Annotated in this window: 18 protein-coding genes; 8 read left to right on the top strand and 10 right to left on the bottom strand. The window is 60.5% G+C overall.

Features of this window, described 5'->3' with window-relative positions; translation table 11 throughout:
- Positions 1–266: 266 nt before the first annotated feature.
- From OZY47_RS01115 to OZY47_RS01095, 5 genes are all read right to left on the bottom strand, one after another.
- Entirely contained in the window at positions 267–3,272 is a 3,006-nt protein-coding gene (locus OZY47_RS01115; RefSeq protein WP_277178122.1) for a family 78 glycoside hydrolase catalytic domain, read from the bottom strand.
- A 118-nt stretch (positions 3,273–3,390) separates the two neighbouring features.
- Positions 3,391–4,287: a hypothetical protein gene (locus OZY47_RS01110; RefSeq protein WP_277178121.1), complete on the bottom strand. Its 897-nt coding sequence runs from the start codon at positions 4,285–4,287 to the stop codon at positions 3,391–3,393.
- Between the two features lie 223 nt (positions 4,288–4,510).
- A complete protein-coding gene (locus OZY47_RS01105; protein WP_277178120.1) occupies positions 4,511–5,407 on the bottom strand; it encodes a carbohydrate ABC transporter permease in 897 nt (298 codons plus the stop codon).
- A gap of 4 nt (positions 5,408–5,411) precedes the next feature.
- Positions 5,412–6,389, bottom strand: coding sequence for a sugar ABC transporter permease (locus OZY47_RS01100; protein ID WP_277178119.1), 978 nt, complete (start codon positions 6,387–6,389; stop codon positions 5,412–5,414).
- A gap of 236 nt (positions 6,390–6,625) precedes the next feature.
- Positions 6,626–7,972: an extracellular solute-binding protein gene (locus tag OZY47_RS01095; RefSeq protein WP_277178118.1), complete on the bottom strand. Its 1,347-nt coding sequence runs from the start codon at positions 7,970–7,972 to the stop codon at positions 6,626–6,628.
- A gap of 420 nt (positions 7,973–8,392) precedes the next feature.
- Between OZY47_RS01095 and OZY47_RS01090 the strand changes: the two genes are divergently transcribed.
- The 3 genes from OZY47_RS01090 to OZY47_RS01080 all read left to right on the top strand — a co-directional run bounded on the left by OZY47_RS01090 (position 8,393) and on the right by OZY47_RS01080 (position 12,029).
- Positions 8,393–9,952: a glycosyl hydrolase family 30 gene (locus tag OZY47_RS01090; RefSeq protein ID WP_277178117.1), complete on the top strand. Its 1,560-nt coding sequence runs from the start codon at positions 8,393–8,395 to the stop codon at positions 9,950–9,952.
- Positions 9,953–10,218: 266 nt separating this feature from the next.
- A complete protein-coding gene (locus tag OZY47_RS01085; RefSeq protein ID WP_277178116.1) occupies positions 10,219–11,169 on the top strand; it encodes a hypothetical protein in 951 nt (316 codons plus the stop codon).
- Positions 11,166–12,029, top strand: coding sequence for a nucleotidyl transferase AbiEii/AbiGii toxin family protein (locus tag OZY47_RS01080; RefSeq protein WP_277178115.1), 864 nt, complete (start codon positions 11,166–11,168; stop codon positions 12,027–12,029). The genes OZY47_RS01085 and OZY47_RS01080 overlap by 4 nt, the downstream gene beginning before the upstream one ends.
- A gap of 199 nt (positions 12,030–12,228) precedes the next feature.
- Here OZY47_RS01080 and manD read toward each other — a convergent pair whose 3' ends face one another.
- From manD to uxaC, 3 genes are all read right to left on the bottom strand, one after another.
- Positions 12,229–13,476 carry a D-mannonate dehydratase ManD gene (gene manD / locus OZY47_RS01075; protein ID WP_277153940.1) on the bottom strand — a complete coding sequence of 416 codons (1,248 nt, stop codon included), beginning with the start codon at positions 13,474–13,476 and terminating at the stop codon, positions 12,229–12,231.
- A gap of 146 nt (positions 13,477–13,622) precedes the next feature.
- Entirely contained in the window at positions 13,623–15,053 is a 1,431-nt protein-coding gene (locus OZY47_RS01070; protein WP_277178114.1) for a mannitol dehydrogenase family protein, read from the bottom strand.
- Positions 15,054–15,071: 18 nt separating this feature from the next.
- On the bottom strand, positions 15,072–16,505 hold the full coding sequence (gene uxaC, locus OZY47_RS01065; RefSeq protein ID WP_277178113.1) for a glucuronate isomerase: 1,434 nt from the start codon (positions 16,503–16,505) through the stop codon (positions 15,072–15,074).
- A gap of 194 nt (positions 16,506–16,699) precedes the next feature.
- On the opposite strand from uxaC, the gene OZY47_RS01060 reads away from it, so the two are divergent.
- The 5 genes from OZY47_RS01060 (at position 16,700) to OZY47_RS01040 (ending at position 24,536) form a co-directional block, all read left to right on the top strand.
- On the top strand, positions 16,700–17,737 hold the full coding sequence (locus OZY47_RS01060; protein ID WP_277178112.1) for a LacI family DNA-binding transcriptional regulator: 1,038 nt from the start codon (positions 16,700–16,702) through the stop codon (positions 17,735–17,737).
- 378 nt (positions 17,738–18,115) lie between these two features.
- The gene (locus tag OZY47_RS01055; RefSeq protein WP_277178111.1) at positions 18,116–20,263 is read left to right on the top strand and encodes a DUF2264 domain-containing protein; all 2,148 of its coding nucleotides are present in this window, start codon (positions 18,116–18,118) and stop codon (positions 20,261–20,263) included.
- Between the two features lie 303 nt (positions 20,264–20,566).
- Complete coding sequence (locus tag OZY47_RS01050; protein WP_277178110.1) at positions 20,567–21,811, top strand: ABC transporter substrate-binding protein; 1,245 nt, start codon at positions 20,567–20,569, stop codon at positions 21,809–21,811.
- A 149-nt stretch (positions 21,812–21,960) separates the two neighbouring features.
- A complete protein-coding gene (locus tag OZY47_RS01045) occupies positions 21,961–22,782 on the top strand; it encodes an ABC transporter permease (protein WP_277178109.1) in 822 nt (273 codons plus the stop codon).
- A gap of 464 nt (positions 22,783–23,246) precedes the next feature.
- A complete protein-coding gene (locus OZY47_RS01040; protein ID WP_277178108.1) occupies positions 23,247–24,536 on the top strand; it encodes a DUF805 domain-containing protein in 1,290 nt (429 codons plus the stop codon).
- Between the two features lie 240 nt (positions 24,537–24,776).
- Here OZY47_RS01040 and OZY47_RS01035 read toward each other — a convergent pair whose 3' ends face one another.
- Together OZY47_RS01035 and OZY47_RS01030 are read right to left on the bottom strand one after the other, a co-directional pair.
- Positions 24,777–25,709: a hypothetical protein gene (locus tag OZY47_RS01035; RefSeq protein ID WP_277178107.1), complete on the bottom strand. Its 933-nt coding sequence runs from the start codon at positions 25,707–25,709 to the stop codon at positions 24,777–24,779.
- A gap of 152 nt (positions 25,710–25,861) precedes the next feature.
- Positions 25,862–26,521 carry a histidine phosphatase family protein gene (locus tag OZY47_RS01030; protein ID WP_277178106.1) on the bottom strand — a complete coding sequence of 220 codons (660 nt, stop codon included), beginning with the start codon at positions 26,519–26,521 and terminating at the stop codon, positions 25,862–25,864.
- Positions 26,522–26,767: the final 246 nt, after the last annotated feature.

Genomic DNA, 26,767 nt, shown 5'->3' with positions numbered 1-26,767 from the left:
AACTGGAGCAAAGACGAGTATCGGAGCTTAGCCTCGCCACAGCTGCCAACCAAAATGGTTGTCTGGGACGGATTGGGCGTTAAGTGGGTGCCTCGGAGGTTAAGTGGGTGTCTGTTTTGCGGAAACATCGGTTGAAATGTCTTATTTTTGCTGTTTCCGCTCCCGGTAGGCACCCACTTAATCCCTAAAACACCTACTTAACGGCTTCTCTGAGGAAAATAGGGGATATAGAAGCTCAAACATGGTTCCAGAACTCTTGGAGATCCTTACGGCAGCGCGACGCTACGCACCACATGACGCCCCGCCTCGAGTCCACCCACGGCCAGAGAGCCCATCGGGCAACGCACGCCCGCGATATTCATAGGCTGCGTGACCGGCACAGTCGAGCTGGGATGGCCGTCGACCAGCACCATATCCACTGCGCCTTGGGCCTGCGGTGCAAGCACGACCTCGGCGATGCAATTCGCGGGCACATCAATAGTGATCTGCATACACCCGCTCGAAGTTAATTCAGGAGAATCGGTGTGGCCATCGGCCAACGAGACCGCACCACTGCCCACACGCTCGCAACGCACGCCGATGACGCCCGTACGGACTGGGACTTTTACCTCAGCCTCCCGCACATCGCCGAGCTGGGGCATGACCATGAACTGGCTGTAGCCCGGCTCCAGCGGACGGATGCCCAGCATCCCTTCCGGCAGTAGATACGCCGGCGACGCGGCCCACGGATGCGAATAGGTGAGGTTGGGTTTGAGGCTCGGATCCCAAGCCTCCATGGTGCCACCGCCCTGCCAGCGCACCATGTTGCCCCAGGTCCGCAAGCCCGCCGGAGCGGCGATGAGCGCGTCGGCGTCCGCCCCGAAACCGTTGCGGTAGAGGCCTTCGAGATAGACGGCCGCCACGTAGACGCTGCACGCCATGCCACGGGAGCGCAGGTAGTCGGCCACGCTCGAGATCCGGTCGTCGGGGACGTCCGCGAACGCCAAGGCGAAGGCGGAGGCGTGCAGCGAGTGGTGCGTGATGCGCACGGTGTCCATCAGGCTTGCATCATCGTCACCCGGCTCCCCTTCGCCGGTCATATCATCATCGTCGCGAGCGACCGCAAACGAATCATTTCGCTCGGTGTCCCGGCGCCCTGGCACATCCACCAAGCCATCGCAGTACACGGCACATTCCTCGTCATAGAGCCACGTGTTGATGCCGTCACGGATGCGTTGAGCATGTTGCGAGAACAGGTCGGCGTCCTCGTTCTGTTCCAGAATCCGCGCCAAATCGGCCATATCGCTGTATGTTTGAGCCGCCAAGGCGTTGATGACCGTGTTCACGCGGCCGAAGACAAAACCGTCGCGCTCGCTCTGCGGCCAATCGACCAGGTCGCCGTCGGTGTGGCTGGATTCGCCCGGATCCTTGACGATAAGCCCGTATTCCTCGTTCCAGAACCGTTCGGGCAGCAAGGTTTTGAGGCGTTCGTATTGGTTGGCGACCTGCGAATCATCGCCGGTATGCATCCACCAATCGTGCACCGCGAGGATGAGGTACATCGGCCATTCGGTGGGCCAGGTGCGGTTGGCGATCAGGTAGTCGATCGTGTAGCGACCCAGCGATGGGGCGTCGTCGAGCGCGAGGTGGCATTGCTGTTGAATCCATGCGTCGGCCTCGTAGGGAGCGCGCTCGCGGGTCCAAGAATCGGCGTAGATATTGCCGTTGCACGCCTCAATCGTCCGCGCGCACAGCGACCAGACCTCGTTGAGCGTCGGATCCGAGGACGAGAACATGGCGGCATCGGTCGTTTTCGGGTAGACGAGCGCGGAGGACGTGACGTCGAGTTGGCCGGAAGCGAGCAATTCCGCAACGTTCAGATCATCGACGGATGTTGTCGACGCATCCATCGCCGAGGTTTCAGGCACGGCGTGAATCTCCACATAACGGAACACCCTCATGCCCCATGTTTCCAAGGCCTGCGCACCATCGGAACCATTGTCGTCACGAGCTTCGCCATCTTCACCATCACCATGGCGCTGACCACCCGCCATCGCGCCACCAAGATGCCAGCAATCCTCATAGACGTTGCCAGTGTTGAGATGGAACCTCACCGTCCCGTCGTCGTTCTTCACCTCGCCGTACCGTATCGTCAGCCTCGTTGGATTGGCGAGGCAGGGCCGCACACGCAACCCTCCGATCTGGGTGCCGCCGAAGTCGAGCATCACACCGCCGTCCGGCAGTTTTGAAACCAATCGGGCAGGATTGTGTCGCAACAGCATCTTGTCAGTGGGAGTTGGCTCAAGGCGCGTGAACGCTGGTCGTTCAACGGCCGACGGCCATGCGGAATCGTCAAATCCGGGTTGCGTGAATCCAAAGGGATAATAGGCGGATTCTATATTCTCAGCCGGGGCCTCAAAATATTGAGTCCCAATCGACGCGCTATCGGGATACACGAGATTGCCCGGCATCGCCTTCCAATCGCGTGACGTGGCGTAATGGCGGACCTCGCCGTCCACGAAGGCGACATCGAGCTGGGCCGCGAAACGCTGGGCATCAAGCGCATAGGCCAACGCGCCCAAGGCATTGGCGCCCGGATGAAGTAGCGCGGTGACATCGTAGCCATCCACACGCGCCTCGTCACCAATCGGGAACACCGGGCCACAGCCCACAAACGAGCCATTGACCCACAGGCGATAGACGAACTGCCGGGCCGGACGCGTGGAGTCGCCGGTGGCATAGAGCGTGGCCCACGCCACGGGCTTCGAGGGCAACACAAACTCGGAGCGCATAAAGGCCCAGCCACGCGAGTTTCCAGCGTCTTGAGGAACGGAAGCGGCATCGGCCCAAATCGGCGTCGCGCGCCACTGCTCGGAGGGCCAGGTGCCGAAGGTCGCGGGGGCGTTCCAGCCCTCATCCACAATCTTTTCATTCTCGTCGCACGAACCAGCGTCCCGATGGTCCGATACCCGAACGTCTGACGCGGCTCCCCGGTCATCGGTGGTCTCAATATCGCGCCTCCACAAACGCACGGCGACCCAGTACCGTCTCGACGGCTCGGCGGGCACGCCGCTCAACACCACGCCTTCGAATCCATCGCCTCGGATCTCGCCGCTGTCCCACACGTCACCAAGCCCTGCGGCCGCCTTCTCGCGGCTGCTGGCCACGACGACCCGGTAGGCCACCACGTCTCCGCCCGATTCCACGCCATCATCGCGCCAGCGCAGCACCGGCGGCTCGTCGGCCCGCAAATCCACCGGGTTCACCCTGTCATTGATCAGCAGCTCAATCATTGCGCCAACGCCACCTCGCGTCCAATCCGTCAATCATCAAATCCAAAATCACAAAACCATAAACCGACGGAATCCCAGCCACGCCAAAGGCCAAGGCCCACCGCCCAAGGCCAACCGCTCACTGCTGGTAGTCGCTCATGGCCGAGAACAGCCCGGACATGCCGCTGCCACCGCCCCGGCCGCCCCGGTGCTTCTCGCTGTCGCCGGTATAAAGCTCGACCAATTTCTCGTCGCCGCTCTGCCTGGCCAGCGCCTCGAACAACACGTCGGCCTGCCAACGCGCCGAGGCCCAGATGATGTACCAGATGATGCCGGTGAACATCAGCCCGGTGAGGATCGGATAGCTCGCCATCCCCCAGAAATAGCCGATGACGGCCACGGCGTCCACCACGATCATGTAGAGCCTGCGCACCGAAAGCAGCACGCCGTTCTTGACGACCGCATACCATTTCGCGTACGGATATTCCACGATGAGAATCAGCGAGACCAGCAGCGCCTGGATGAGGAAGAGGATGCACACCGAGAGAATCGGCACCATCATCGCCCCGAGGTTGATCTGCATCATGATCTGCATCGAATACGAGAACGAGAAGATGAAGAATCCGTAAATCGCGCCCTGCAGGATGGCTCGCGGGAACAGGCGCACGTAGGCCCTGAAATAGGGGCGTATGCAGGCGGCGGTCTGGTCGCTGCCGACGTAGGGCCCGGCGATCCAGTCGGGGAGCTTGTAGCCGTGGTCGACCATCTGCACCTTGCGCTTGCCGGCGCGGCCGAACAAGGTCGGCTGGTCGCGGAAGAGAGCGAAGGCGGCGGCGATGCCCGGCGAGCTCAGCGCCAGAGCCAGGGTGAGCGACGGGTAATAGCTGATGTCGTGCACCACAAGCCACATGACGATCAGCGGGCTGATGCCGATGAAAATGCACCATCCCGCCATGAGCAGGACGTAGACATTGTTGCCGACCACGCCAAACGCCTGGCCGATGCTGTGCCGCTTTCCATCCCCGGATGCCGCCATGAGCATACCTTCCCGTCCGCTCGTCACCACGATGCCACGAACACGCCAAAATCCCAAGACTCCACCAAGTCTATCGTCGTGGTGGCGAAAACATGTCGAACACGCAAGAATCCGATGCGCACCGGCGGCAACACCTCGCCGCGCCGGGCGCGCATCGGATTCTCGCTTTCCAGTTATATTGCCAGGCCATCCCCCGCTGGGAGAAAAGCCATCCTCACCTTCATCAGCCCTTCATACCGGAGGTCGCGATGCCTTGGATGAACTGCTTCTGGCCGATGAGGAAGACGATGATGATAGGCAGCACCGAGATGACGGAGCCGGTCATGATCATCGCGTAATCCGCGTTGTACTGCGAGATGAAGAGCTTCAGACCAAGCTGGATGGTGTAGAGGTTCTGGCTGCGCAAGTAGATCAACGGACCCATGTAGTCGTTCCACGTGTTGGTGAACGTGATGATGGCCAACGCCGCGATGGAGGGGCCGGAGAGCGGGAGGACGATCTTCCAGTAGATGCCGAACTCGCTCAGCCCGTCGATTCTCGCCGCTTCCGACAAGTCCTCGGGTATCGTGTCGTAGAACTGTTTCATCATGAACACGCCGAACGCGCCGAACGCCTGCAAGAGGATGATCGACCAACGGGTGTCGGAGAGGCCGACGGCGGAGATCATCTTGAACTGCGGGATCATGTAGGCCTGCCACGGCACGGCCATGGTGGCGATGTAGATGAGGAAGAGGGTGCTGCGGCCGCGGAACGGAATCTTCGAGAAGCCGTAGGCGGCGAAGGAGCCGGTGAACACCTGCAGGGCGGTGACGATGACCGCGAAGAAGATGGTGTTCAGGATCCACACCTTCATATCGGACTTGGTCCAGATATTGATGTAGTTCTGCCATTGCCAGGAGGACGGGAACCACTTGATCGGGACCGCGTAGACCTCGTTGTTGGGCTTGACCGACGAGAGGAACATCCAGACGAAGGGCAGCAGGGTGAACGCCGCCACGGCGAGCATCGCGACATAGCCGATGACGATACCCACGACCTTCAGCGGGGAACGCCTCTGCTTGTTGAACGGGATGTCGTCGGTGACTTCAGCGACCTGAGGAGAGACTGCTTGTGCGGACATCGTATTAGTCCTCCTTCGAGTTGTTGTACCAGAACTGGATCAAGGTCACGACCATGCAGATGAACAGCAACACCAGCGAGACCGCCGATGCGTAGCCGTAATCGCCACGGTCGAACGCCACGCTGTAGACGTACTGCGCGAGCACCATGGTGGTCGTGCCAGGACCGCCGTTGGTCATGATCAAGGTGAGGTCAAGGATCTTGAACGAGCCGATGGTCAGCGTGACCATCACGAAGAAGAGCGTCGGGCGCATCATCGGCACGGTGACGTGCCAGAATCGCTGCCACCCGTTCGTGCCGTCAAGTTCGGCGGCCTCGTATAGTTCCGTAGGTATGGTCTGCAAGCCAGCCAGAAGCAGAATCATGTAGTAGCCGACCTCGCGCCAGGTACCCACGATGATGACGGCAGGCATGGCCCATGAGGTGGAGCCGAGCCACCCGGGGGTGTTGCCGGCGCCCACGAACAGCTTCAGGAACTGGTTGATCGGGCCGGACTTAGGGTCGAAGAGCATGGCCCAGACCTGCGCCGCAGCCACCATGGAGGTGACGTAGGGCAGGAAGGCGACCGTGCGGAAGAACGAGCGGCCACGGAGCTTGGAGTTCAGCAGCACCGCCAGACCGAAGGCGATCGCCAGGGTCAGCGGGATGTGGACGAGCGAATAGTAGAACGTGTGCCACACGGACTGCCAGAAGATCTTATCTCCCCACAGACGTGTCCAGTTCTTCAGGCCGTTGAACACCGGCAGGCCGAACGCCGACCATTTGGTGAACGCGATATAGAACAGCGAAAGCACCGGGAACAGCGTCAGCAGGATGAAGCCGATGAAGTTCGGTGCGATGAAGATCAGGCCATTGCGAAGGTTGCGGTGCGAAATCGCCCTGCTATCGATCCTTCCTCTCGCGCCCCCTCTCGGTGGTTTGGCGGGGGCCACCACGGCATGCTTCTTCGCTATGGCAGAGCCCGCAGCATTTGCATCTGACATCGCTGCTTCCTCCTTTTCCTCGCGGGAGCAACGCTCAATGGCTTCTTTGCCAAGCTCCCGGGTTTCTCTCTAAAAAGACTACATATAAAAAGACCGCATATATACGTATGTGTCGGTACATGGAACCGGCAGCCCAAGCCGACCGTTCGCGAACGAACCAGCCTGGGCCGCCGATCCAGTCACCCATCCGCCAGATTTCAGAGCCTGACGGACACCGAGGGTGACTTATGACTCAATCATTGGTCGAGAACACCTTGGTTCTTGATGTTGTCCTCGGCCTCCTTAATGCCGGCCGCGGGCTTCTGCGAACCGGTCATGATGGAGGAGTGGGTCTTGTCGAGGATGTCCTCGATGGTGTCGGTGGCGGAGCTCACCGGCTGCTCGAGCTTCATGTCGAACTTGCCCCAGGCGTCCTTCGACATCTGGTCGGTGGCCATGCCCTCGGCGGAGAAGAAGTCGTTGGTGATCTTGCTGTTGATGTAGGCGGGGGTGGTGGTCAGCTTGGCGAGCGTATCGGCGCCGCCCTGGCCCACGGCCCATTCGACGAACTTCTTGGCGGCGGCGGCCTTCTGGCCACTGATCTTGGAGGAGACGGCGAGGCCGGTCGGGCTGCCGAAGGTGATCGGCGTGCTCGGCAGCTTCTTGCTCGGGTTCTGCGGAACCGGAGCCATGCCCCAATCGAACTTCTGGGCGTCACCGGTCTTCTGCTGGCTCAGGAACGCCGCGGCGTACCAGGTGCCCATCGGCATCATGGCGGCCTTCTGTGTGCCGAACTGGGCCTGGTACTGCACCTTGTTGGTGAAGGAGGTGTTCCAGTTGATCGTCAGGCCCTCGTCCTGCCACTTCAGCGCGCGCTGATAATAAGGAAGCGTGTAGCTGAAGTTGTCCTTGAGGTAGGTCTTTTCGGCGGGCTGGCCGTTCTGCGCCAGGGCGAAGGAGATGACCACGGAGCGCCAGTTGTGCTGGTACATCGGGTAGACGGAATTGGCGTCATAGCCGGCGGCCGGGAGCTTCTTCTTCAGCTCCTCGGCGGTCTTGGTGTAGTCGTTCCAGGTCCAGGTGCCGTCGGGCTCCTTGACGCCGGTCTTCTTGAACATGTCCTTGTTGTAGAACATGACCCAGTGGTCGGCACGGTAGGGCAGGCCATAATACTTGCCATCCTGGGCCTTGTACATCGACACGTCGATGTTCTTGTCGTTGGTGTACTGCTTGGCGACGTCGCTCAGGTCGGCCAGGCCCTTCGACTGGGCGTAGGTGGTGTACTTCTGCATGTTCTTGAGCGGGAAGACATCGGGCTGCGCGTTCGCCGAGATGTCGGCGGTCAGCTGCTTGTCGTAGTCATCGGCGCTGTACTCCTTGAGCTTCACCGTGACGTTGGGGTATGCCTTGTGGAAGGCGTCCGCCAGCTTCTGGAATTCCGGGGTCATCTTCAGAGACCAACCGGCCATGGTGATTTCGGTTTTCGCGTTCTTGTCGAACTGATCGCTGCCGGCGTTGCTATTGCCACCGCCACCGCAACCCGACAGAAGCATGGCGAGCGCGGAAGCGACCGCGATGACGCCTGCTGGACGAGAGAGTTTCATGTTCAATCCTTTCCCTTAAGGCTTCCTTGCCTTTCCCATAAAGACATTGGACCTGCCGCGAACTTTGCGACAAATCTGGTGTCCTTATCTTCGAGCCTACACATTCAGATATGGAGAAAATGTTTGTTGCCATTATTTGCCTAGCGGATTTGTTTTATTTGTCACACGAAATCCCCGCCATGACCTCGCTATCGGACGGCAAGCCCGAACCGGCCTCCAGACGTACTGATTTAACCGCTGGGTGGACGTGCGCCGGGACTGCTAGGCTCGTGTACGGGATGTCGATAAAGCAATAAAGATGTGACACCTGGAAGTGACACCTGGCCGATCTGGTGCTATGGCGGCACGAGCGCGACCGTTTCGCGGCCGACGCACGCGACCACGCGACAGTGCCGGCCAGACAAAAAGGAGTACCCGCCCATGACAACACCGGCAACGCACCAGAACGAACCCCGCAACGAATGGTGGACGGTGACCAGCGGCGACCTGCGGCTCCGCCGGTCGCACCTCGAGACCCCGGCCACACAGTCCGACCCGGGCGAGGCGGTGCCCGTCGTCATCGACCCGAGCAGGCAATACCAGCTTTGGGAGGGCGCCGGCGCGGCGATCACCGATTCCAGCGCCTCGCTGCTCATGCACAGCATGGACGCCGGGCAGCGCCACGCAATCCTCGAGGAGATGTTCAGCCCGGAGCAGGGCGGATTCTCATCGGTGCGCATCTCCATCGGCTCCTGCGATTTCTCGAGCCAGAAATACTACAGCTACGACGACCTGCCCGAGGGCGTCGACACCGACGGAGGCCTGCAATACTTCTCGATCGGCGAGGGCGAGCCCGGTGCGGCGGACGCCACCAAGGACCTCAAGAACGTCATTCCCGTGCTGCAGGAGATCATGGCGATCAACCCGGCGGTCAAGGTGATGGCCTCGCCATGGAGCCCGCCGGCCTGGATGAAGACGAACCGCAAGTTCGAGGGCGACGGCAGGCTGCGCCTCGGCGAATACTGCGGCAACGGCTATCGCCGGCAAGACACCATCGACTTCGTCTACGCCAAATACATCGTGAAGTTCATCGCCGCCTACGCCAGCTATGGCATTCCGATCACCTCGGTGACCATGCAGAACGAACCCAGCAACTCGCCGAAGTGGCCCATGGCCATCTGGACGCCCGAGGAGCTGGCGAAATGGGGCAGCGAATACCTGCGGCCCTGCCTCGATGCCACGTTCCCGGACGTGGAGATCTACTTCGGCGACGACGGGCTGCGCTTCTTCCAGCGGCCGGTGAGCGACTACATGACGTTGGCCCAGGCCCAGGCGTTCGCGGGCGTGGCGTTCCACACCTACTCCGGGCTGCCGAAATCGGTGTTCAACGGCACGCGGCAGTTCCCCGGCTGGAAGGCCGCGATGAGCGAGCGCCGCTGCATGCTCGACGAGACGGTGGACGAGGCCAGCCACGTGATGTTCGGCGAGATCGGCACCGGCCTGGTGCGCAACAACGTCGGCCTCATCAATCTGTGGAACATCGCGCTGGACGAACAGGGCTTCCCGAGCTACGCCAAGACGAGCGGCCGCCGCGGTGTCATCACCATCGATTCCAAGACCGGCAAGGTCAAGCGCAACCTCGAGTACTTCATGCTGCGCAACTTCGGCCAGGACGTGCGCCCCGGGTCGCGCCGCGTGGCCTCCACCAGCCACACCCCCGACGGGCGGCACGGCGGGCTCGGCTCCGTCGCGTTCATCGAGCCGGACGGACGCGGTTACGCCGGATTCCTCTACAACCCGACCGACACCGACATCGCCGCCGCGGTGACCGTCGCCGGAGAGGGCGCGGCATGGCGCCACGTCACCGTCCCCGCCTACGGCACCGTGACCTTCCATTTGTCCGATTCGCCAATCAACACCAGCTCGGTGCCCGCAGACGACGATTTCAAGATCACCTACACCCCGCACCCCGCCGATGACCACGACGAGCGCATTTTCTAGCTGGTAGCTAACGCGAAGCGCCGTTTTCCCATCACAAGGAAAACGGCGCTTCATTGTATTCTGGTTAAGCTATTTATATTTTGGTCATTGACTCAATATATAAAGTATTTATACTTTATATATATAAACATTATCTGTCAAGTTACTGGCGTGTTTACAAGGAAATCATGTTAAATATTTATTATGTATTTGATTGATAAAGTATTTATACTTTATCAATCAAATAATAGTTTGTCAAATTACAGCGTGTGGGCTAGTATTAAAGAATGGTTGCGCAATACATTTTCTATAAAAAGAAAAGCCGTAAGGAAATATCCGATGCGGTGAGGGAAGAAAGCGCCGTTTTCAATAATGTCTTAAGCGTATCCGCAATCAGAACAATCTACAATAACCTTCAAAAGCGGGGATTTCTTCTGCAAAAGGTATCTTTTGCGAACTTTAGGGATTATCTGGTCTCCCCTGAAGCAAATCGGTTCAAGGAATTACGAATATCCAAGAAAGACAAAGAAACAAATATCATCAGATTGATTCCTAAAAACGAACCGGTTTCTCCGTACGCCATAGCACTCTCGCTTTCCGGACGCACGTATATCTCCCACTATTCGGCTCTGTATCTCAATGATCTGACTTTGAATGTCCCTAAACCTATCTATGTCAAAAAGAAGAGAACGAAAGCCAAAACGTTAGAGCGGAACACGGAATTATCACAGGATCAAATAGATAAGGCCTTTTCAACACCGGCAAGAATGACCAACAACATATACACATTCGAATATGATGGCAGACCATATGAAGTCTACTTGCTGGATCAATCCGCAACCGTAGATAGAGGTATTACCGAAATGCAAGTGCCGAACGCCCCTTCAGGAATTTCCGTAAGCGGCGTGGAAAAGACACTTATCGAATGCACCGTGAAACCGGACTATTCAGGCGGCGCGCAAGAGGTACTGGAAGCTTTTGCAAGAGCCAAGGGCGAGCTAAAAGTACTCAGGATGATGCAATTGCTCGACAACGGCCAATACCTGTTCCCGTATGGAAAGAACATACTTTTTTACATGGATAGAGCAGGCTATTCGGAACAGCAGAAAAATCTTGTTGCTGAAAGACTCGACCCAGACAAACAAAAATTCAACATGTATCTGCAAAAAAATATGCGCGACAAGCTGTTCGACTCCGACATTGGGGTCTATTATCCGAAAGGACTAGGTGCCATATGACGACTGAGGAATTGACCAATCAGGAAATCATCGCGAAGGCCTTGTCCGCCTTGTTCTCGATAGACGAGTTTGCCGGCAGAATCGCCTTGCACGGCGGGCAGGCGCTGATTGCGCACAATATCAGCCATCGTGCGTCTCAGGACATCGATCTTTACGTTGAAGAAAATTCGATTACTGAACAGGAAAGAGCACTCATAGAAGAGGCGCTGAAGGAACAATTCAATGATTCCAGTATGGAGGTCAGAAACACCAAACTGGACCATCTACCCAGTAAAACGGAACCGAAACGACTCGCAAGAATCGTCGTCAGAGTCGCCGATAAGACCAACTCAACCAACAAGAACCGGCGAGCACCCGTCCGTCATTTCGGAGACACAAGAAGTCTCAAGATAGAAATTTCCCTCAACAATAGAATGTTTTGCTTAGACAAAATCAACTCCGACGGCGTTGAAATAGCGGTCTCGTCTCTGGTCAGAATCATTTACGAAAAAATGCTGTCATTGTGCCAGAACGCGCCAAGTTATCTGAAAACGAATTCTCGCGAATCCGACACCGGAAAAGGGCTAAGGGCCAAGGACCTGTTCGACATGTCTTCGATTCTTCGTTCAAGGCCAGAAACAGGAACCGAAATAATCCAAGCCAATCAAATCATCTTCTTGAAAACAATGATGCAAGATATTGATGTGACTAAGGATGATTTTCTAACGTTAAGGCAAGATCTCGATGATTACAGCGACCGATACATCGAAGAATACGACAATATGAGCAGAGACCAGGTCCCGCTTGACGAGCGCATCGACTTTGCAGATGCAAAAGATAGTGTTATGGATGCGCTCAATGCGATATTGGGAGTAATTTAGCCACTACTAGTTAAAGCGAAGTGCCACCTTCCTATCCAGGGGAAGGCGGCACTTCGTCATATTCGCTCTAAAAAAGCTCGCTTAGTCAGAGCGATGGAGCGGGATATGTGTTGTTCTGGCGTAGGCTTGGCCGAACGGCCTTGAGTGTCCAGAACAACACATATCCCGCTCCATCGCGGCAGTAACTAAGAAAAATCACTCACCACTCGTGCATGGTGCCGTCGAGGAGACGGTCGACGGGCAGCGGGGCGGGCTGGTACGGGTACTTCGCGGCGAGCTTCTCGTCGAAGTCGACGCCGAGGCCCGGCTTGTTGCCCGGGTGCAGGTAGCCGTCCTTGAACGTGTAGGAGGTATGGAACACCTCGAGGGTCTCGTCGCTGTGCTTCATGTACTCCTGAATGCCGAAGTTCGGAATCGCGAGGTCAAGGTGCAGGTTCGCGGCCATGCCGACCGGTGAGACGTCGGTGGGGCCATGGAATCCGGACTTGACGCCGAAGAGCTCGGCGAAGGCCATGAGCTTCTTCATGTGGGTCAGTCCACCGGTGTGGGTGACGGCCGAACGCACGTAGTCGATGAGCTGCTCCTCGATCAGGGTGATGTAGTCGGTCCAGGAGTTGATGATCTCACCGATGGCGATCGGGGTGGTGGTGTGTTCGCGCACCAAGCGCAGGAACTGCTGGTTGTCCTCAGCAGGCGTGGTGTCTTCCATCCAGAAGAGGTCGTAAGGCTCGAGCGCCTTGCCGAAGCGGGCGGCCTCGATCGGGCGCAGACGATGGTGGGAGTCGTGCAACAGAATCAGGTCCTTGCCATACTTGTTGCGCACTTCCTCGAACACACCGGGGATGGTGTTGAGATAGGTGCGGGCATCCCAGACCTCCTCGACCGGAACGCTGGTGCGGCGAGCGGGCTCGTAATCGTAACGCATGCCCTTCTCGCCCTTGCCAGCCTGGGCGTTGGCCGAAGCCGCAACGCCGTAGGTCGAGGGGATGCCGGGCAGCGCGTACTGGATACGCGTGGCCTTGAAGCCCATGTCACGGTACATGTCAATCGAGTCGAACAGGCTCGGCAGGTCGGTGCCGGAGGCGTGCGCGTAGGTCAGGATGCCCTTGCGGGAGGCACCGCCAAGCAGGTCGTAGACCGGGACGCCGAGCTTCTTGCCCTTGATGTCCCACAGTGCCACATCGACGGCGGAGATGGCGGCCATCGTCACCGGTCCGCGCTTCCAATAGGCACCCTTGTAGAGGTACTGCCACATATCTTCGATGTTGTCCTCGTTCTTGCCGATGAGGGCAGGGGCGATGGTCTTCAGGTATTCGGCGGCGACCAGCTCACGTCCGTTGAGTGTCGCATCGCCCAGACCGACGATGCCGTCCGTAGTCGTGAGCTTGAGGACGACGAAATTGCGCCCCGGGCTCGTGACGAAAACCTCGGCCTTTTCGATAGCCATATCGATTCCTTTCTATTGCAAAACCTATATTCCGCAAGCCTTCACACCTGTGCCAACAACCAGCGTCGGCGCTTGGCCCTGTGGTGGTGCGCCACGAACCCGACAACCAGGCGCGCGACCCACCCGACATTCACATGTTCAATTGTTCACGACGCATGGCGCGCGGCCATGTCACCGACCTCGCCGATCTGGCGAATCACCTCGTCGACGAACGCCGACGAATCGGCCAGACCTTGATCGACATAAGCGACCACGCGTTTGACCGCGTCACGATCGGCACCCGCGCCACCCACCGCGCAGGCCTTGGCCAACGGCACGACCTCATCCTTGTTGACGTCGGCGAGCTTGCCCTCGAAACGCTGCAGAAAGAGAATCCAGGCGGCGATGGCGCGCGCGGCCGGCACGGCCACGACCCCGTCCTTCAAGGCCCGAAGCGCCGCCGGGACGATACGCACCGGCAGCTTCTGCGATCCGTCGGAGGCGATCTGCAGGAGCAGATGGTGGATGTTGGGGTTGGCGAAGCGCTCGAGCAGCTGGGCGCGGTATTCGTCGGTCGGAACGCTCACGTAGCGGCCGGCCAAGTCCCACCACTCGTTGATCCACGCACGCAGCGTGGGGTCGCCGACGGCCTCGGCCACGGATTCATAGCCGAACAGCGAACCGCAATAGGCCAGGGTGGAGTGCGAGCCGTTGAGCATCCACAGCTTGCGCTGTTCATACGGGGTGACGTCATCGGTTATCACCGCACCCGCGGCGTCCCATGCCGGGCGTCCGGAGGGGAATTCGCCGGCGACGACCCACTCGTGGAAGGGCTCGGTGCGCACCGGGGCGTTGTCGTGCCAGCCCTTGGCCTGCTCGACGATGTCGATATCGTCCTGGGTGGTGGCCGGCGTGATGCGGTCGACCATGGAGGTGGCCCAAGCCACGTTGTCGCGCGTCCAGGCCAGAAGCGAGGGATCGACCTCCGCGATCGCCTGCTCGACGACCTTGCGGAAGGCCCTGCCATTGCCCGCGAGGTTGTCGCACGGCAGAATCGTAATCGGCCCGGCCTGGGCGCCGCGGCGGGCCAGCAGTCCGGCCACCACGCGCACCGGCGTCGTGTCGAGCTCGGGGGTCTTCGGATCGTCCTTGAGCTTGCCCAGATCGGCGACGACCGCGGGATTGGCCACGTCCAGATCGCCGTTGTGGTCGCGCACATAGCCCGCCTCGGTGACGGTGGAGGTGACGATGGAGACGGCGGGATTGGCGAACAGCGAGCGCAGCGCGTCCATATCGACGCCGGGGTGCACGGATGAGACCGAGGAGATGACCTCGAACTCGTCGCCTTGGGCCCCGGAGGTGATCAGCGTATAGACGTCGTCTTGCGGGTCGAGAGCGCGCTTCATGCGGGGACCGTGGCCGCTGAAGCCCGCGATTCCCCACGAATCGCCGTCGGGAGCATGCTGGGTGTACCACGCCTGGTGGGCACGGGTGAAATTGCCCAGCCCGAGGTGGATGATCCTCTCGGGCGCCTTCGGGCGACCTTGCGCCCCACGGCTCAGCATCGGTACGGTTTCGTTGCCTTCTGATGACATCATGCTCTCCTTACCGCTTCGCTACTCGGCGACGCCATCGAGTTTGAAGACCCGCTTGGGCTGGTCGGTGACCTCGAAACGCATGATCTCCAGGCCCTCGTCCATCGAGATCGTGTGGTTGCACACCAATCCCGAAACGTAGTTCGCGGTGATCCTGCGGTTCATGTCGTGGCGCGAGGGGATGGAACAGATCGCGCGGGTGTCGTCGATGAAGCCCGAAAGCTTGGTGAACCCGGCGTAGGAGACGCTGTCGTGGAAATAGCGCAGGATCGAGTCGGGCGCGTCGATGAACCACCATGGGGCGCCGATGTAGAACGAGGGATAGAAGCCGGCCAGGGGCGCGAGCTCACGGGAGTAGACTGTCTCGTCCATCGTGAAGGCGACCAGGTGGAAGTCGGGGTTGTTGCCGTATTCGTTGAGGATGGGCCGCAGCGCGTCGACGAACTCGGCGGGCTCGGGAATGTCGGCACCGGCGTCGGCACCGTAGCGGGCGTAGGTCATGGCGTCGTAGTTGCGGGCGACCGCCGGATGCAGGGTCATCACCAAGCCGTCCTCCTGGGCGAGCCGGGCCTGGTCGTTGAGCAGGTGGCGGCGCAGGCGCGCGGCGTCGGCCTGGTCGATTCGCCCGGCGAACGCCTCGGCGAAGAGCCTCTGGACCTCGTCGTCGGAGAGCCTGGCGGACTGCACGTCGGCGTGGGAGTGGTCGCTCAGCACCGCGCCGTGGGCCTTGAAATAGCGTCGACGCCGCCGCATGGCCTCGGTGAAGCCGTCGTAGGTGGAGGCGTCCACACCGGCGCTGCGCCCAAGGCTCTCCACCAGTTGCGGCCAGTCGGCGCGGCCGGGCTCAAGGTATTTGTCGGGGCGGAACGCGGGGGCCACGCGAGGATGGAAAGCCGAATCGGCGTTGACCTCATCGTGCAGGCGAAGGTCGCTGATCGGGTCATCAGTGGTGGAGACGAAATCCATGTTGAACCGGTTGGCCAACGAGCGCGTGCTGAATTCCGGGGCCTTGAGCATCTCATCGAGCTCGTCGTAGATCTCGCCGGCGGTGTCGGGCCCGAACGGCTTGTTGATGCCGAAGACGCGCACCAGCGAATCCTCGAACCAATAACGCATCGGGGTGCCCGTGAAGGCGAACCAATGGCGGCCGAGCGTCAGGAACGCCTCGCGCGCCTGGGTTTGTGTGAAGTGCGCCTGGTTGACGCCCAGATCGTCGAGGCTGACGCCCTGGGCGTGCAGGATGCGGGTGACGTAGTGGTCCGGGGTGATGAACAGCTCGGTCGGATTGGCGAAATGCTTGTCGGAGGCGAACCATTCCACAGGGATGTGGCCGTGGGGGGAAATGATGGGGGCGTCGGCAATCGAGGCATACAGCTCCCGTGCCACGTTCAGGGGTTTGCCCTCGACCGGCAGGAGTCGATCCTCGTCCAATCCGGGTTTCGACTGTCCACTCATATTAAGCACCATCCTCATGTATACAATAGGCCGACACAGCGTCGTGCCCTTGCCCTGGTCCTGAACAATTGTTTCCCACTCTATGCGTACCACCATAAGCTGGTTTATAGTTGCCATAATTTGCCAAGAAGCCCAAGAGCGCACTTATACTGAAGTTCTGCATACACTGGTGTGAAAGCGAAGGAGCGTGACGAATGGCACAGAACAATCGCCGGAAAAGCGTCACCATCAGAGACGTGGCCAAGGCGGCGGGCGTGGCGACCTCCACCGTCTCCCGCGCCTTCGCGCGCCCCGGGCGGGTGAGCGCCGAGACCGCGCAGCGCATCTACGAGATCGCCGACAGCATCGGCTACCGCACCACCTCAATCTCCTCGCGGCCCGACTCCGACCACCTGCACGGCATGCTCGGCATCGTGGTGGCCGACCTGAGCAACCCCGTCTTCTCCGAATACACACGCAGCGCCCAGCACGAATGCCTCTCGAACGGCTTCGGCCTGCTCGTGCTCGATTCCGAGGAGAACATGGTCATCGAGCGCACCTCGATCAACATGGCCATGCCCAACATCGACGGCATCGTGCTCGCCTCCTCCAGGCTTTCGGACACGGGTATACGCAAGCTCGCGCAGACCAAGCCGCTGGTCACGCTCAACCGCTCCATCCGAGGCATACAATCGGTGATCGCCGAGGTGAAAACCGGCCTGTCGCAGGCGGTGCAACACCTGGTCTCCCTGGGACACCACAGCTTCACCTACCTGAGCGGGCCCGAGTCATCGTGGCAGGACGGCGTACGCTGGCGCACCCTCTCGTCCATCTGCTCGCGCCAGCATCTCAAACTGCGCCGCGTGCCTTCCAACGCCCCTACCTTCAGCGGCGGATTCTGCGCCGGAGACCCGTTTTTGGCCAACCCGAGCGAGGCCGTGATCGCCTACAACGACATCATGGCAATCGGCTTCATCGCGGCCATGCACGCCCGTGGAGTGGCGGTGCCCGAGCAGGTCTCGGTGGTGGGCATCGACGATGTGCAGTTCAGCTCGCTGGTCTCCCCCGCGCTTTCCACGATCCGCCTGCCGCGCAAGGAGCTGGGCTCCACCTGCGTCGACGAGCTCGTGGAGCAGATCCGTCACACCAAGCCCACCAATACCAAGGCTCCGATCGTGCTCAAGTCCTCGTATATCGTGCGCGCGAGCACCGGGCGAGCCAACCCCGCCGCCATGGCCAGAATCCGGGGCTGAACGACCTCGGGAAGGGTCTGGCAAAGCCGATCTAAGGAAGCTCCATGCCTTGCCAAATTATCATGTTCCGAAATGCCTTCACACTAATTTTTTGGATTGCGGAAAAGCCGGTAAACCTTTCATAAAAAATGTTAATTTCTCATCGAAATAGAATATTTATCATTATATATGTTTTTACGATACGTTTTGTTGCCATAACTTGCCTTGAAACCTGAAATCTCGTTAGCGTGCCCATAATCGACATGGAAAGCGCCGGGAAGACGATGCCGGCACCACTCCCGCGGACGTATGCACTGGATATAGTGGAGGCGAATGTCGACAACCAACGGATGGCGGACGAACGCCGGATGTGGCCATGCCGACCGCGAAGGAGCACCCATGCAGACACAGCCTTTCAACGAATCCGTGGCGCGAAACCCGCTGCGCACCAAGGCGGATTGCGAGCGCGCGCTGGTCGACATCCTGCGCCCGGCCATGCGGCTGGTGATGGAAGGCGGGCGGTACGGCAGGTTCCGTATGTCCGACAGCGGCGCGGTCTACAGCCAGGACCGCACCTCCATCGAGGGGTTCTGCCGGCTGCTATGGGGCCTCGGACCGCTCTTCTACAACCGCGACAACATCCGCCGCTTCCCGGATTGGTGGCAGGCGACCTGCGCGGGGCTCGTGCACGGCACCACGCCCGGCGACCCGGATTATTGGGGCAGCGAACTCGACGACTACGACCAGCTGTTCGTGGAGATGGGCGCGGTGACCGCGTTCCTCTTCGAGACGCGCAGGGATTTCTGGAACCACCTGAGCGCCACGCAACAGCGGAACATGCTCGACTGGCTCGACCAGATCAACCATCACGAGATACCTCAGACCAACTGGCTGTGGTTCCGGCAGATGGTCAACACCTGGTTTGCGCACACCGGCCACACCGACCACGAGGCGCTCGTGCAGGCTGATTTCGACGTTACCTCGTCGCATTATCTCGGGCACGGATGGTCGTACGACGGCTATAAGGACCAGATCGACAACTACATCCCCTTCGCCTACCAGTTCTTCACGCTGCTGACCATCGGACTGGCGGAGCACGACGACGAACGGGCTGCGAAAGACGCCAATAATAAAGGCGACAAAGGCAGCGAAACCACCAACGCCAACGGCACCGCGAACGCCGAGGCCAAGCGCTATGAGCTGTTACGTCAACGGGCGAGCGCCTTCGTGCCGAGCTATGCGAACTGGTTCGCCAGCGACGGGGCCTGCCTGCCGTTCGGCCGCAGCCTCGACTACCGCTTCGCCCAAGCCGCGTTCTGGGCCGCTGCCGCCTACGCCGGCATCCCAATGCCGGAAGGCTGGAACCTCAGTGACGTGAAGCACCTGCTGCTGGGCAACCTGCGCTGGTGGTTCAGCCAGAACATCTTCCAATCAGACGGCCTCATCCCCATCGGCTACGCCTACCCCAACATGAACATGGCCGAGGGCTACAACGGTCCGGCCTCCGCCTACTGGGCGCTCAAAGGCTTCATCTTTTTGTGCATCCCGGAAACCGACGAGTTCTGGACCTGCCACGAAAGCGAGGCACTCAAGTTCGAACCGCTGAAACTTCAGCCTGAACCGCGCATGCTGGTGGCCCACAGCGCCACGGGCCGCGAGGTGCAGGCGTTCACCGCCGGCCAGCACGCGCCCGAGCACAACCACACCGACGCGAAATACGAGAAATACGTCTATTCCACGACCTTCGGCTTCTCCACGCCCAAAGCCGCCACGGTGCTCAAGCAGATGGCCTGCGACAGCACACTGGCCGTCTCAGAATCGCAATACCACTGGCGCACGGCGTTTGGCTACGAGGACTATGCGATCCACGACGACTACGTGTATTCACTCTGGCAGCCATGGAACGATGTCGAGATTCGCAACTTCATCGTGCCGCTGATGCCCTGGCATATCCGCGTCCACGCCATCGGCACTGGGCGGGCGCTACATCTGGCCGAGGGCGGGTTCTCGATGCCCGACGGCGGCGATGAGTTTGATGGGCCCGATACTGGTGTCGCACGCAATGGTGTGCATGGCGACAGGCATGCGGCGGATGGGTCGTTCTCCGATGGATGGAACGATGACGCTGTTGGGGCTGTCGCTGGTTCGTCGGCTTCGGCAGACGGCAAGGATTCCGGCCACACGACGCCGGACTCATATACTTTCGGCGAGCCATTCACCTCCGTGTTCTACCGCACGGACCGCGGCCTGACCGGTCTCGTCGGCGCCCAGGGATTCCAGGTGGAGCTCGCCGCGCCGGAGCCCAACACCAACCTGCTCTACCCCAAAACGCGCTTCCCGATGCAGACAAGGACCATCGAGCCCGGCAGCCACGTGTTCGTCTCCGCCTACCTCGGCGACCGCGAGCTCGAAAGCCTCGAACCCGACGGCACCATCGCCGTGCCTGAAGCGCAATTGGAAGGCGACGAGCTCCACCTCGAATATCGCGGCACCACCCAGACCGTGCACCTTGGAGAACTCAAGCCGCGTCCGACGCAACAACACTAGGGAGAACAAGCGCCGAGGCCGAAACATATTCGCCGGGAGCACAGCTCATATGATTGTGGACACCATCTTTTACAATGTCTATTGTTCGCGCGGTTGGTGGCAGCAGCTGCGCCAGAGACGATATCCATAGTTTGCTTGGGCGACGGCGGATTCACCGATGGTTTTGACCGACCAGACGGCGGGAATCGAAGACCGCGACCCGTGGCACAAAAGCCGGGCAAACACATCGGTTCGATTCGTCGCGCGGACTCCTCACCTTTCCGCATGCGCCGTTTCGGGCCTTATCGACAGGCAAGGTGATTCATGGTGGGCAACATCGGCGAACGGCTTTCGGGCTTCGTGCGCGGCCGTATATACAAGAACGATATGCATGGCACGCGCCTTCGGATCCGCGGCCGCCACATCGCTCAGGACTTCGCAAGCGACAATCAGCACACGCAAATGGCATCGGGAAAATCCGATACGACCAAACTGTTCCAACGTGCCAAGCATCACGACGGCACACGGCGCAAAGTCGCCGGCACGTTCGTGGCCCTCGCCCTGGGGCTGACCATGGGCGGTTGCGGCGCCACGGGCGATACCACCGCCAGCAATGAGGCGAACGGCGACCCGACGCTGACCTTCATGCTCGACTGGACACCCAACACCAACCACGTGGGTCTCTATGTGGCGCAGAAACTCGGCTATTTCAAGGACGCCGGCGTCAATGTGAAGATCCTGCCGACCGCCCAGGCCGGGGCGGAGACCAGCGTGGAGAACGGCGTGGCCAATATCGGCTTCTCGAAGCTCACCGACCTGGCCAACGCCGACGCGCGCGGCGCGCACCTCAAGCTCGTCTTCGACCTGACGCAGAAGCCCATCGCCCGCTGGTGCGCCCTGAAAAGCCGCACCGACATCCAGACCCCCAAGGATCTGGCGGGCAAGACCTTCGTCACCTTCGGCTCGGCCGAGCAGAGCGCCTCGGTGCGCCAGATGATCCGCGACGCGGGTGGCTCGGGTGGTTTCAAAACCGCGACCGCCGGCACCAACACCTTCCGCACGCTGACCAGTGGCAAGGGTGATTTCGCCGGTTTCTACGCCAACTGGGAGGAAGTGGAGTCGCAGCTCAACGGTCCGGCGCTCAACTGCTTTGCCGCCGACCAGTGGGGCGTGCCCGGCAACCCCGACCAACTCGGCTTCGCGGTGAAGGACTCGTGGGTGGCAAAACCGCAAAACGCCGCCAATCTCAAGAAGTTCATCAAGGCCGCCAAGCGTGGATACGACTACGCCCTGACCAACCCCGACAAAGCCGCCGACATCCTGGTCGACCAAACCAAATCCTCACATCTCGACCCCAAGCTCGCGCGGGCCTCGATGGAGAAAATCGTCAAGGAGAACTATTGGACCGACGGCGACCCGAAGTCGCTGCCCGGCACCGTCAACGTCGCCGAGGGCCAGAAATACCTGGACTTCCAGTACGACGCAGGCACCTACAAGGATTCGCACAACAAGAAGCTCGCCAAGGCACCACAGGCCAGCGAGCTGTCGACCAACAAGTATGTGGAGTAAACGCGGCTGAGGGACGATGGCCGACGCGCGCGACGCGGGAATATCGCGTTCGTCGGCAATTCTTCAGCGCGACGCGCGTAGCGGCAAAGCAAACCAGGCGAGACATGAGTCAACAGCAAGGCACGGCCAGAAAAGGCGGTGGGGAAACAATGACATCCGAAAACAAGCGAAAGCCGGGGCAGTCGGCCCGACGCTGGTGGGGCAAGGCGCTGCCGCCGGCCATCACCATCGGGTTGGTGCTGCTCGTCTGGCAGCTCGCGGCGAACGCCCACCTCGTCTCGGCGACCACGCTGGCCTCCCCCGCCGAAATCGTCTCGTCGATGGCCGCCACCTGGCCCGACCTCATGGCCGAGGCGTCGGTGACCACCGGCGAGGCGCTTTCGGGCTTCGCGATCTCCATTGTGGTGGGCGTGGCGATCGGCATGGGCCTCTACTTGTCGAAAACCGTCAACCGGGCGCTTTACCCGCTGCTGGTGGCCGCGCAGACCATCCCGATCATCACCATCGCGCCGCTGTTCATGATCTGGTTCGGCTTCAACGCCATCGGCAAGATCATCCTGGTGGCCGTCTTCAGCGTCTTCTCCATCGCCGTGGAGACCTCGCGCGGGCTGGCCGCGGTGCCGCGTTTCTATGAGGATGTGGCGTTGACCTGCGGGGCGACCAGGATGTGGACACTGTTTCACGTGAAACTTCGCGTGGCGGCCCGGCAGGTCTTCTCGGGCATCCACATCAGCGCGGCCTACGTCTTCGGCACGGCCGTCACGGCGGAATACCTCGGCGCCACCAACGGCATCGGCGTGTGGCTGCAGGGGGCGTTCAACTCCTTCCAGACGCCGATGATCTTCTCCGCGGCCATCGTGGTAGTGGCGGAGACCGGAATCCTGCTCGCGGTGGTATCGCTGGTCGAGCGGCTTTTGCTCGGGCCAGCGCAGGAGGACGACGCCACTTTTTTGGACGAGAGCGAGCTGTAAAACACGGCGCCACGCCTGAAGTCACAAGGCTGGCACCCATCCCGATTATCCGAAGTCAACGACAACAACGCCGCTGATGCCATAGCCCCCGATCATACTTCAAACGTCACGATAGATAAAATCGTTTTAAGTAATAGTGATTGGCGATTTTCCAAGGCTGGAAGACTGCAACATATCGTTGATTCATCATTCGACGCCATTTTACGCGAGCTTGCCATAACATCAATCCGAGCAAAAATAATCATTCTTGATAGAACCGAAGCCCACTCAAATCACCCCAACGAATGTGATGGTTATTTGAATTATCACATTATAAAACACATAATATGGCACCTCGCGCGTCATCTTTCAGCACATCGGACTATGATGGGACTACGGTTAAGCCATTCCGCCGTCGTCAAACGATGCGATAGCGGAGACCCAGGAAACATTCCGAAGGCAATACCCTCGACGAAAGGAAGCCGATGAGCGACACCAATCCGAGCTTCGGCCCATACAACAACGCGCCGGCATCGCAAGGTGGCCAGAACAACACCCCGAGCACCAACCCCACAGGCGGGTACGGCAACGCGCGGCCGAATGGCGCCAACGCATATCCCGCATACAACGGACAGGCAAAGCAGCCCACACAGCCGGCGCAACCCGCGCAGAACGGCACCCCCGGCAACGCCAACAACAATTGGCAGCGCCCGGCGACTCCCGCCTATCAGCAGGCCCCGCAAAGCCAGGGCCAGCAGCAGCGGCCGCAAGGCTACACCCCCGCTCCGGCCTCGGCGCCCACGCAGCCGATGGGTGGCCAGCGCCCCTATCAGGCCCCGAACGCGAACCCGACCATGGGAGCTGCGGCGCCGTCTCGCGACCTTCCTTATTATGGCTGCTCGTTCATCGAGGCCATCAAGCGCTTCTTCACCAAGTACGTCGTCTTCTCGGGCCGCGCCTCCCGCAGCGAGTATTGGTGGGCGCAGCTCTTCCTCTTCCTCGCCGCAATCGTCTTCATCATCCTTGACGCGATCATCTTCGGCAAGGGCAACTATCTCCTCGGACTGTGGAATCTCGCGGTGCTGATCCCCTCGCTCGCCGTCATGATCCGCAGGCTGCACGACTCCAATAAGTCCGGCTGGTGGGCACTGCTCCCCTACGGCCTGGTTGTCGTCGGCCTGATCGTCATGGTCGCCTCCATGGGTATAGGCGCGGTGGCAGGCGGTGGTGACGTCGACACCATGGCCGGCGGCGCCGCCATTGGCCTCATCATCTACGGCCTGTGCGCCCTGGGCTACTTCATCGCCTGGCTTGTCCTGATGATCTCCGGACCGAACCCGGCCGGCGCGCGCTTCGACAGCAACCGCGTGGTGGTTCCCGCCAATGTCGCTTCGCCCTCCTCCTCGATTCCAATGCCCACGGGCGCGGCGCAACCGCAAAACAGGAACGTGCCCAACGCTGCCGCCGCCAACAGCCATCCTTACGGGCAGAACGGCGCAGCTCCTGCGCAGACCACTACCGGCTACAACCAGCCCAAGCCGGCCGCGCAGCCGCAGTACACGAATCCCAGCGCGACGCAGGCCCAGCAGCCCTATAAGAGCCCGCAGGTCCCGCCGGCCCAGAAGCCCGCTTCGGCGGCTCCTCAGCCGAGCGCCACTCCTCAAACCGGCGCAGCCCCGCAGAGCTATCAGCCTTACACCCAGCCTGGCACGCCGACCCAAAACGGCGGCCAGCCTGGCACCGGCAACAATGGCTACGGCCAGCCGCGTCAATAAACGGCACCGGCGATAATCGCCGTTCGTAATATCAAAAGGGTTCCACCTCATGGATTATTGAGGTGGAACCCTTTTGATATCGCCGAGGAAAGCGCGCGAATCGTTGCCTTCGTGGTCTTACGGCCAGCTAGCCAAGATTGGCTCAACACTTCTCATTCACGCGCAAATGAGTTGAGCAAGGACGCACCCACACGCAAGCTGACGCGCCTCCGACAAAACCCGACGGTGACGCCTTGTGGCCTACAGATCGATGTGGGGTTTGTTCGGATCCTCGGGGATGTCCTTGAACTTCTCGGCCAGCTTGGCGCGATTCTGCTTCTCGTCCGCATCCTTGGCGGCCTTCTTGGCGGCGACCGGGTCGAAGACGACGTCATCGTGGTGCTTCCGCCACTCCTGCTGGGCCAACGGGGCGATGGCCCGGGCCAGCGATTCCGCGCTGGAACTTCCAGATTTCGCCGCGTCGGCATACGTGCCCAACAAGGACTCGAACTGCTCGCGGTCAAAGAACATGCGCGGAATCGACATCCGCTCGCACAGCTCGTTGAGATAGAGCATCACCGGCGTGACACGGCTGGCGGCGGCGCGCTGGTCCACGTCAGCTGAACCATCACCCGCGATGATGCCAAAAAGCCCGTCGACCGCCGCGATGACCACGGCCAGACGCCGCGCCACACTCTGCGCGTCGCTGCTGTTGGCCGAACCTTCACCGTTACCAAGATTGGAGGCGCCGGATTTGGCGGCGGCCTCGATATCGTCAAGCGCGGCGGCCACAGCCGATGCCGTCGCCTCACTCCAATCGACCTGCAAATCATCAACCGCATTCATCACCAGCGAGGTGTCGCCGGAATGCGAATATGGGTGCAACCGCTCGTAGGCGTCGTTGACGTTGAGCAGCGCGTCCACAATCTCCTGCGGCCGGCCGGGGATATCGATGGCGCCCTCATAGACGAACTCGGCGTCGGGCAACGTGACGTCCTGGCCGGTGAGCAGCTGGGCCGCGGACTGGGTGACGCGCACCTGCAGGTCCTCGGCGTATTTGGCGTCGTTGCCGAGCTCCTGGGCGGTGGTCAGCGGCCATAGCGCGATGAGCTCGCCGCCCACCTTCGCGGCCTCAAGCACCTCGGGCATCGCCGTGAGCCCCGCCAACTCGTCATCTTCGATATGAAACGCCATATCCGCTCCTTCGCCATATCCGCCATCCCGACGGCCTCACAAAACCGTTTCCATTCTAGTCATATGGACCGCCTTAGGCGACACCCGCAGACGATGTCCAACGCCATCCGAACGTATTGACGCGGAACCGGCGGACCAATCTCAAACCGTCGTCATTGCACGCCGGCCGCGGGGTCGACGTAGGCGATCTTCAGCGCCTTGCCTGTCTCGCAATCGAAGGTGATCGAGGTGATCGAGGCGAGCGCCGTGTGGCGCAGCAACATGTTGTGCTCCGGGTGGCCGGTCTCGAGCTTGTGGCGGAAGCTGTAGATCGGCGACTCGTGGCTGACCACGATGAGCTGCTCGCCCGGATGCTCGAAGAGCGCCTCCTCGGCGAACGCACCAACCCTTGCGGCGATGTGCCGGTAGCTCTCCCCCCAGCTCGGCCGCCACAGATTGAGCAGCAGCCTGATGTTGCGCGGCCTCCACAGGGCGCCCTGGCCGTAGCCGACCCTGGTGCCACGGAAATTGTTGCCCGCCTCGATGAGCCGGCCGTCGGTGCGCAGGCTCAAGGCTTCTTCTCCACGTTCCTGCCGTACCTGGTTGAGCTCCTTGAGAATCTCACCGGCCGTCTCGCGGGTGCGCTCCAAAGGCGAGGAGATGACCGCCGTGGCGCGGCTCATGTCTGGATCGGCGGCGATGTGGCGGGCAGTGGCCTGGGCCATCCTCACCCCCAGCTCGGAGAGGTGGAAACCAGGCAGGCGCTCGTAGAGCAGGTGGTCCGGGTTCTCGACCTTGCCATGGCGGACGAAATGCAATGTGGTTGACGGCATGTGGCCCTTTCCTCCAAGCCGTTTGACCAGTCGCGGGTGGCCGGCGAGGATCTTCAAAACACGTTCGCGAAAATTTTACTGTACCTTACAGCTTAATCAGACATCACGCCGCGTGTTGCTCCACGGCGAACGTTAGAGTGTCATACTTGTGAGTGAGGGACACATATCGATTCACTTCAGTCTTTATCGGTGATTCGACCTGCCCGGCATGATGTTCTCGATGCCGCGGCGTCCACGCCTGATCCG

The sequence above is a fragment of the Bifidobacterium sp. ESL0790 genome (assembly GCF_029395435.1).
In the GTDB taxonomy this organism is placed as follows: Bacteria; Actinomycetota; Actinomycetes; order Actinomycetales; family Bifidobacteriaceae; genus Bifidobacterium.
The sequence above is the reverse complement of the archived record's forward strand: the minus strand, read 5'-3'. Positions and strand labels throughout refer to the sequence as shown.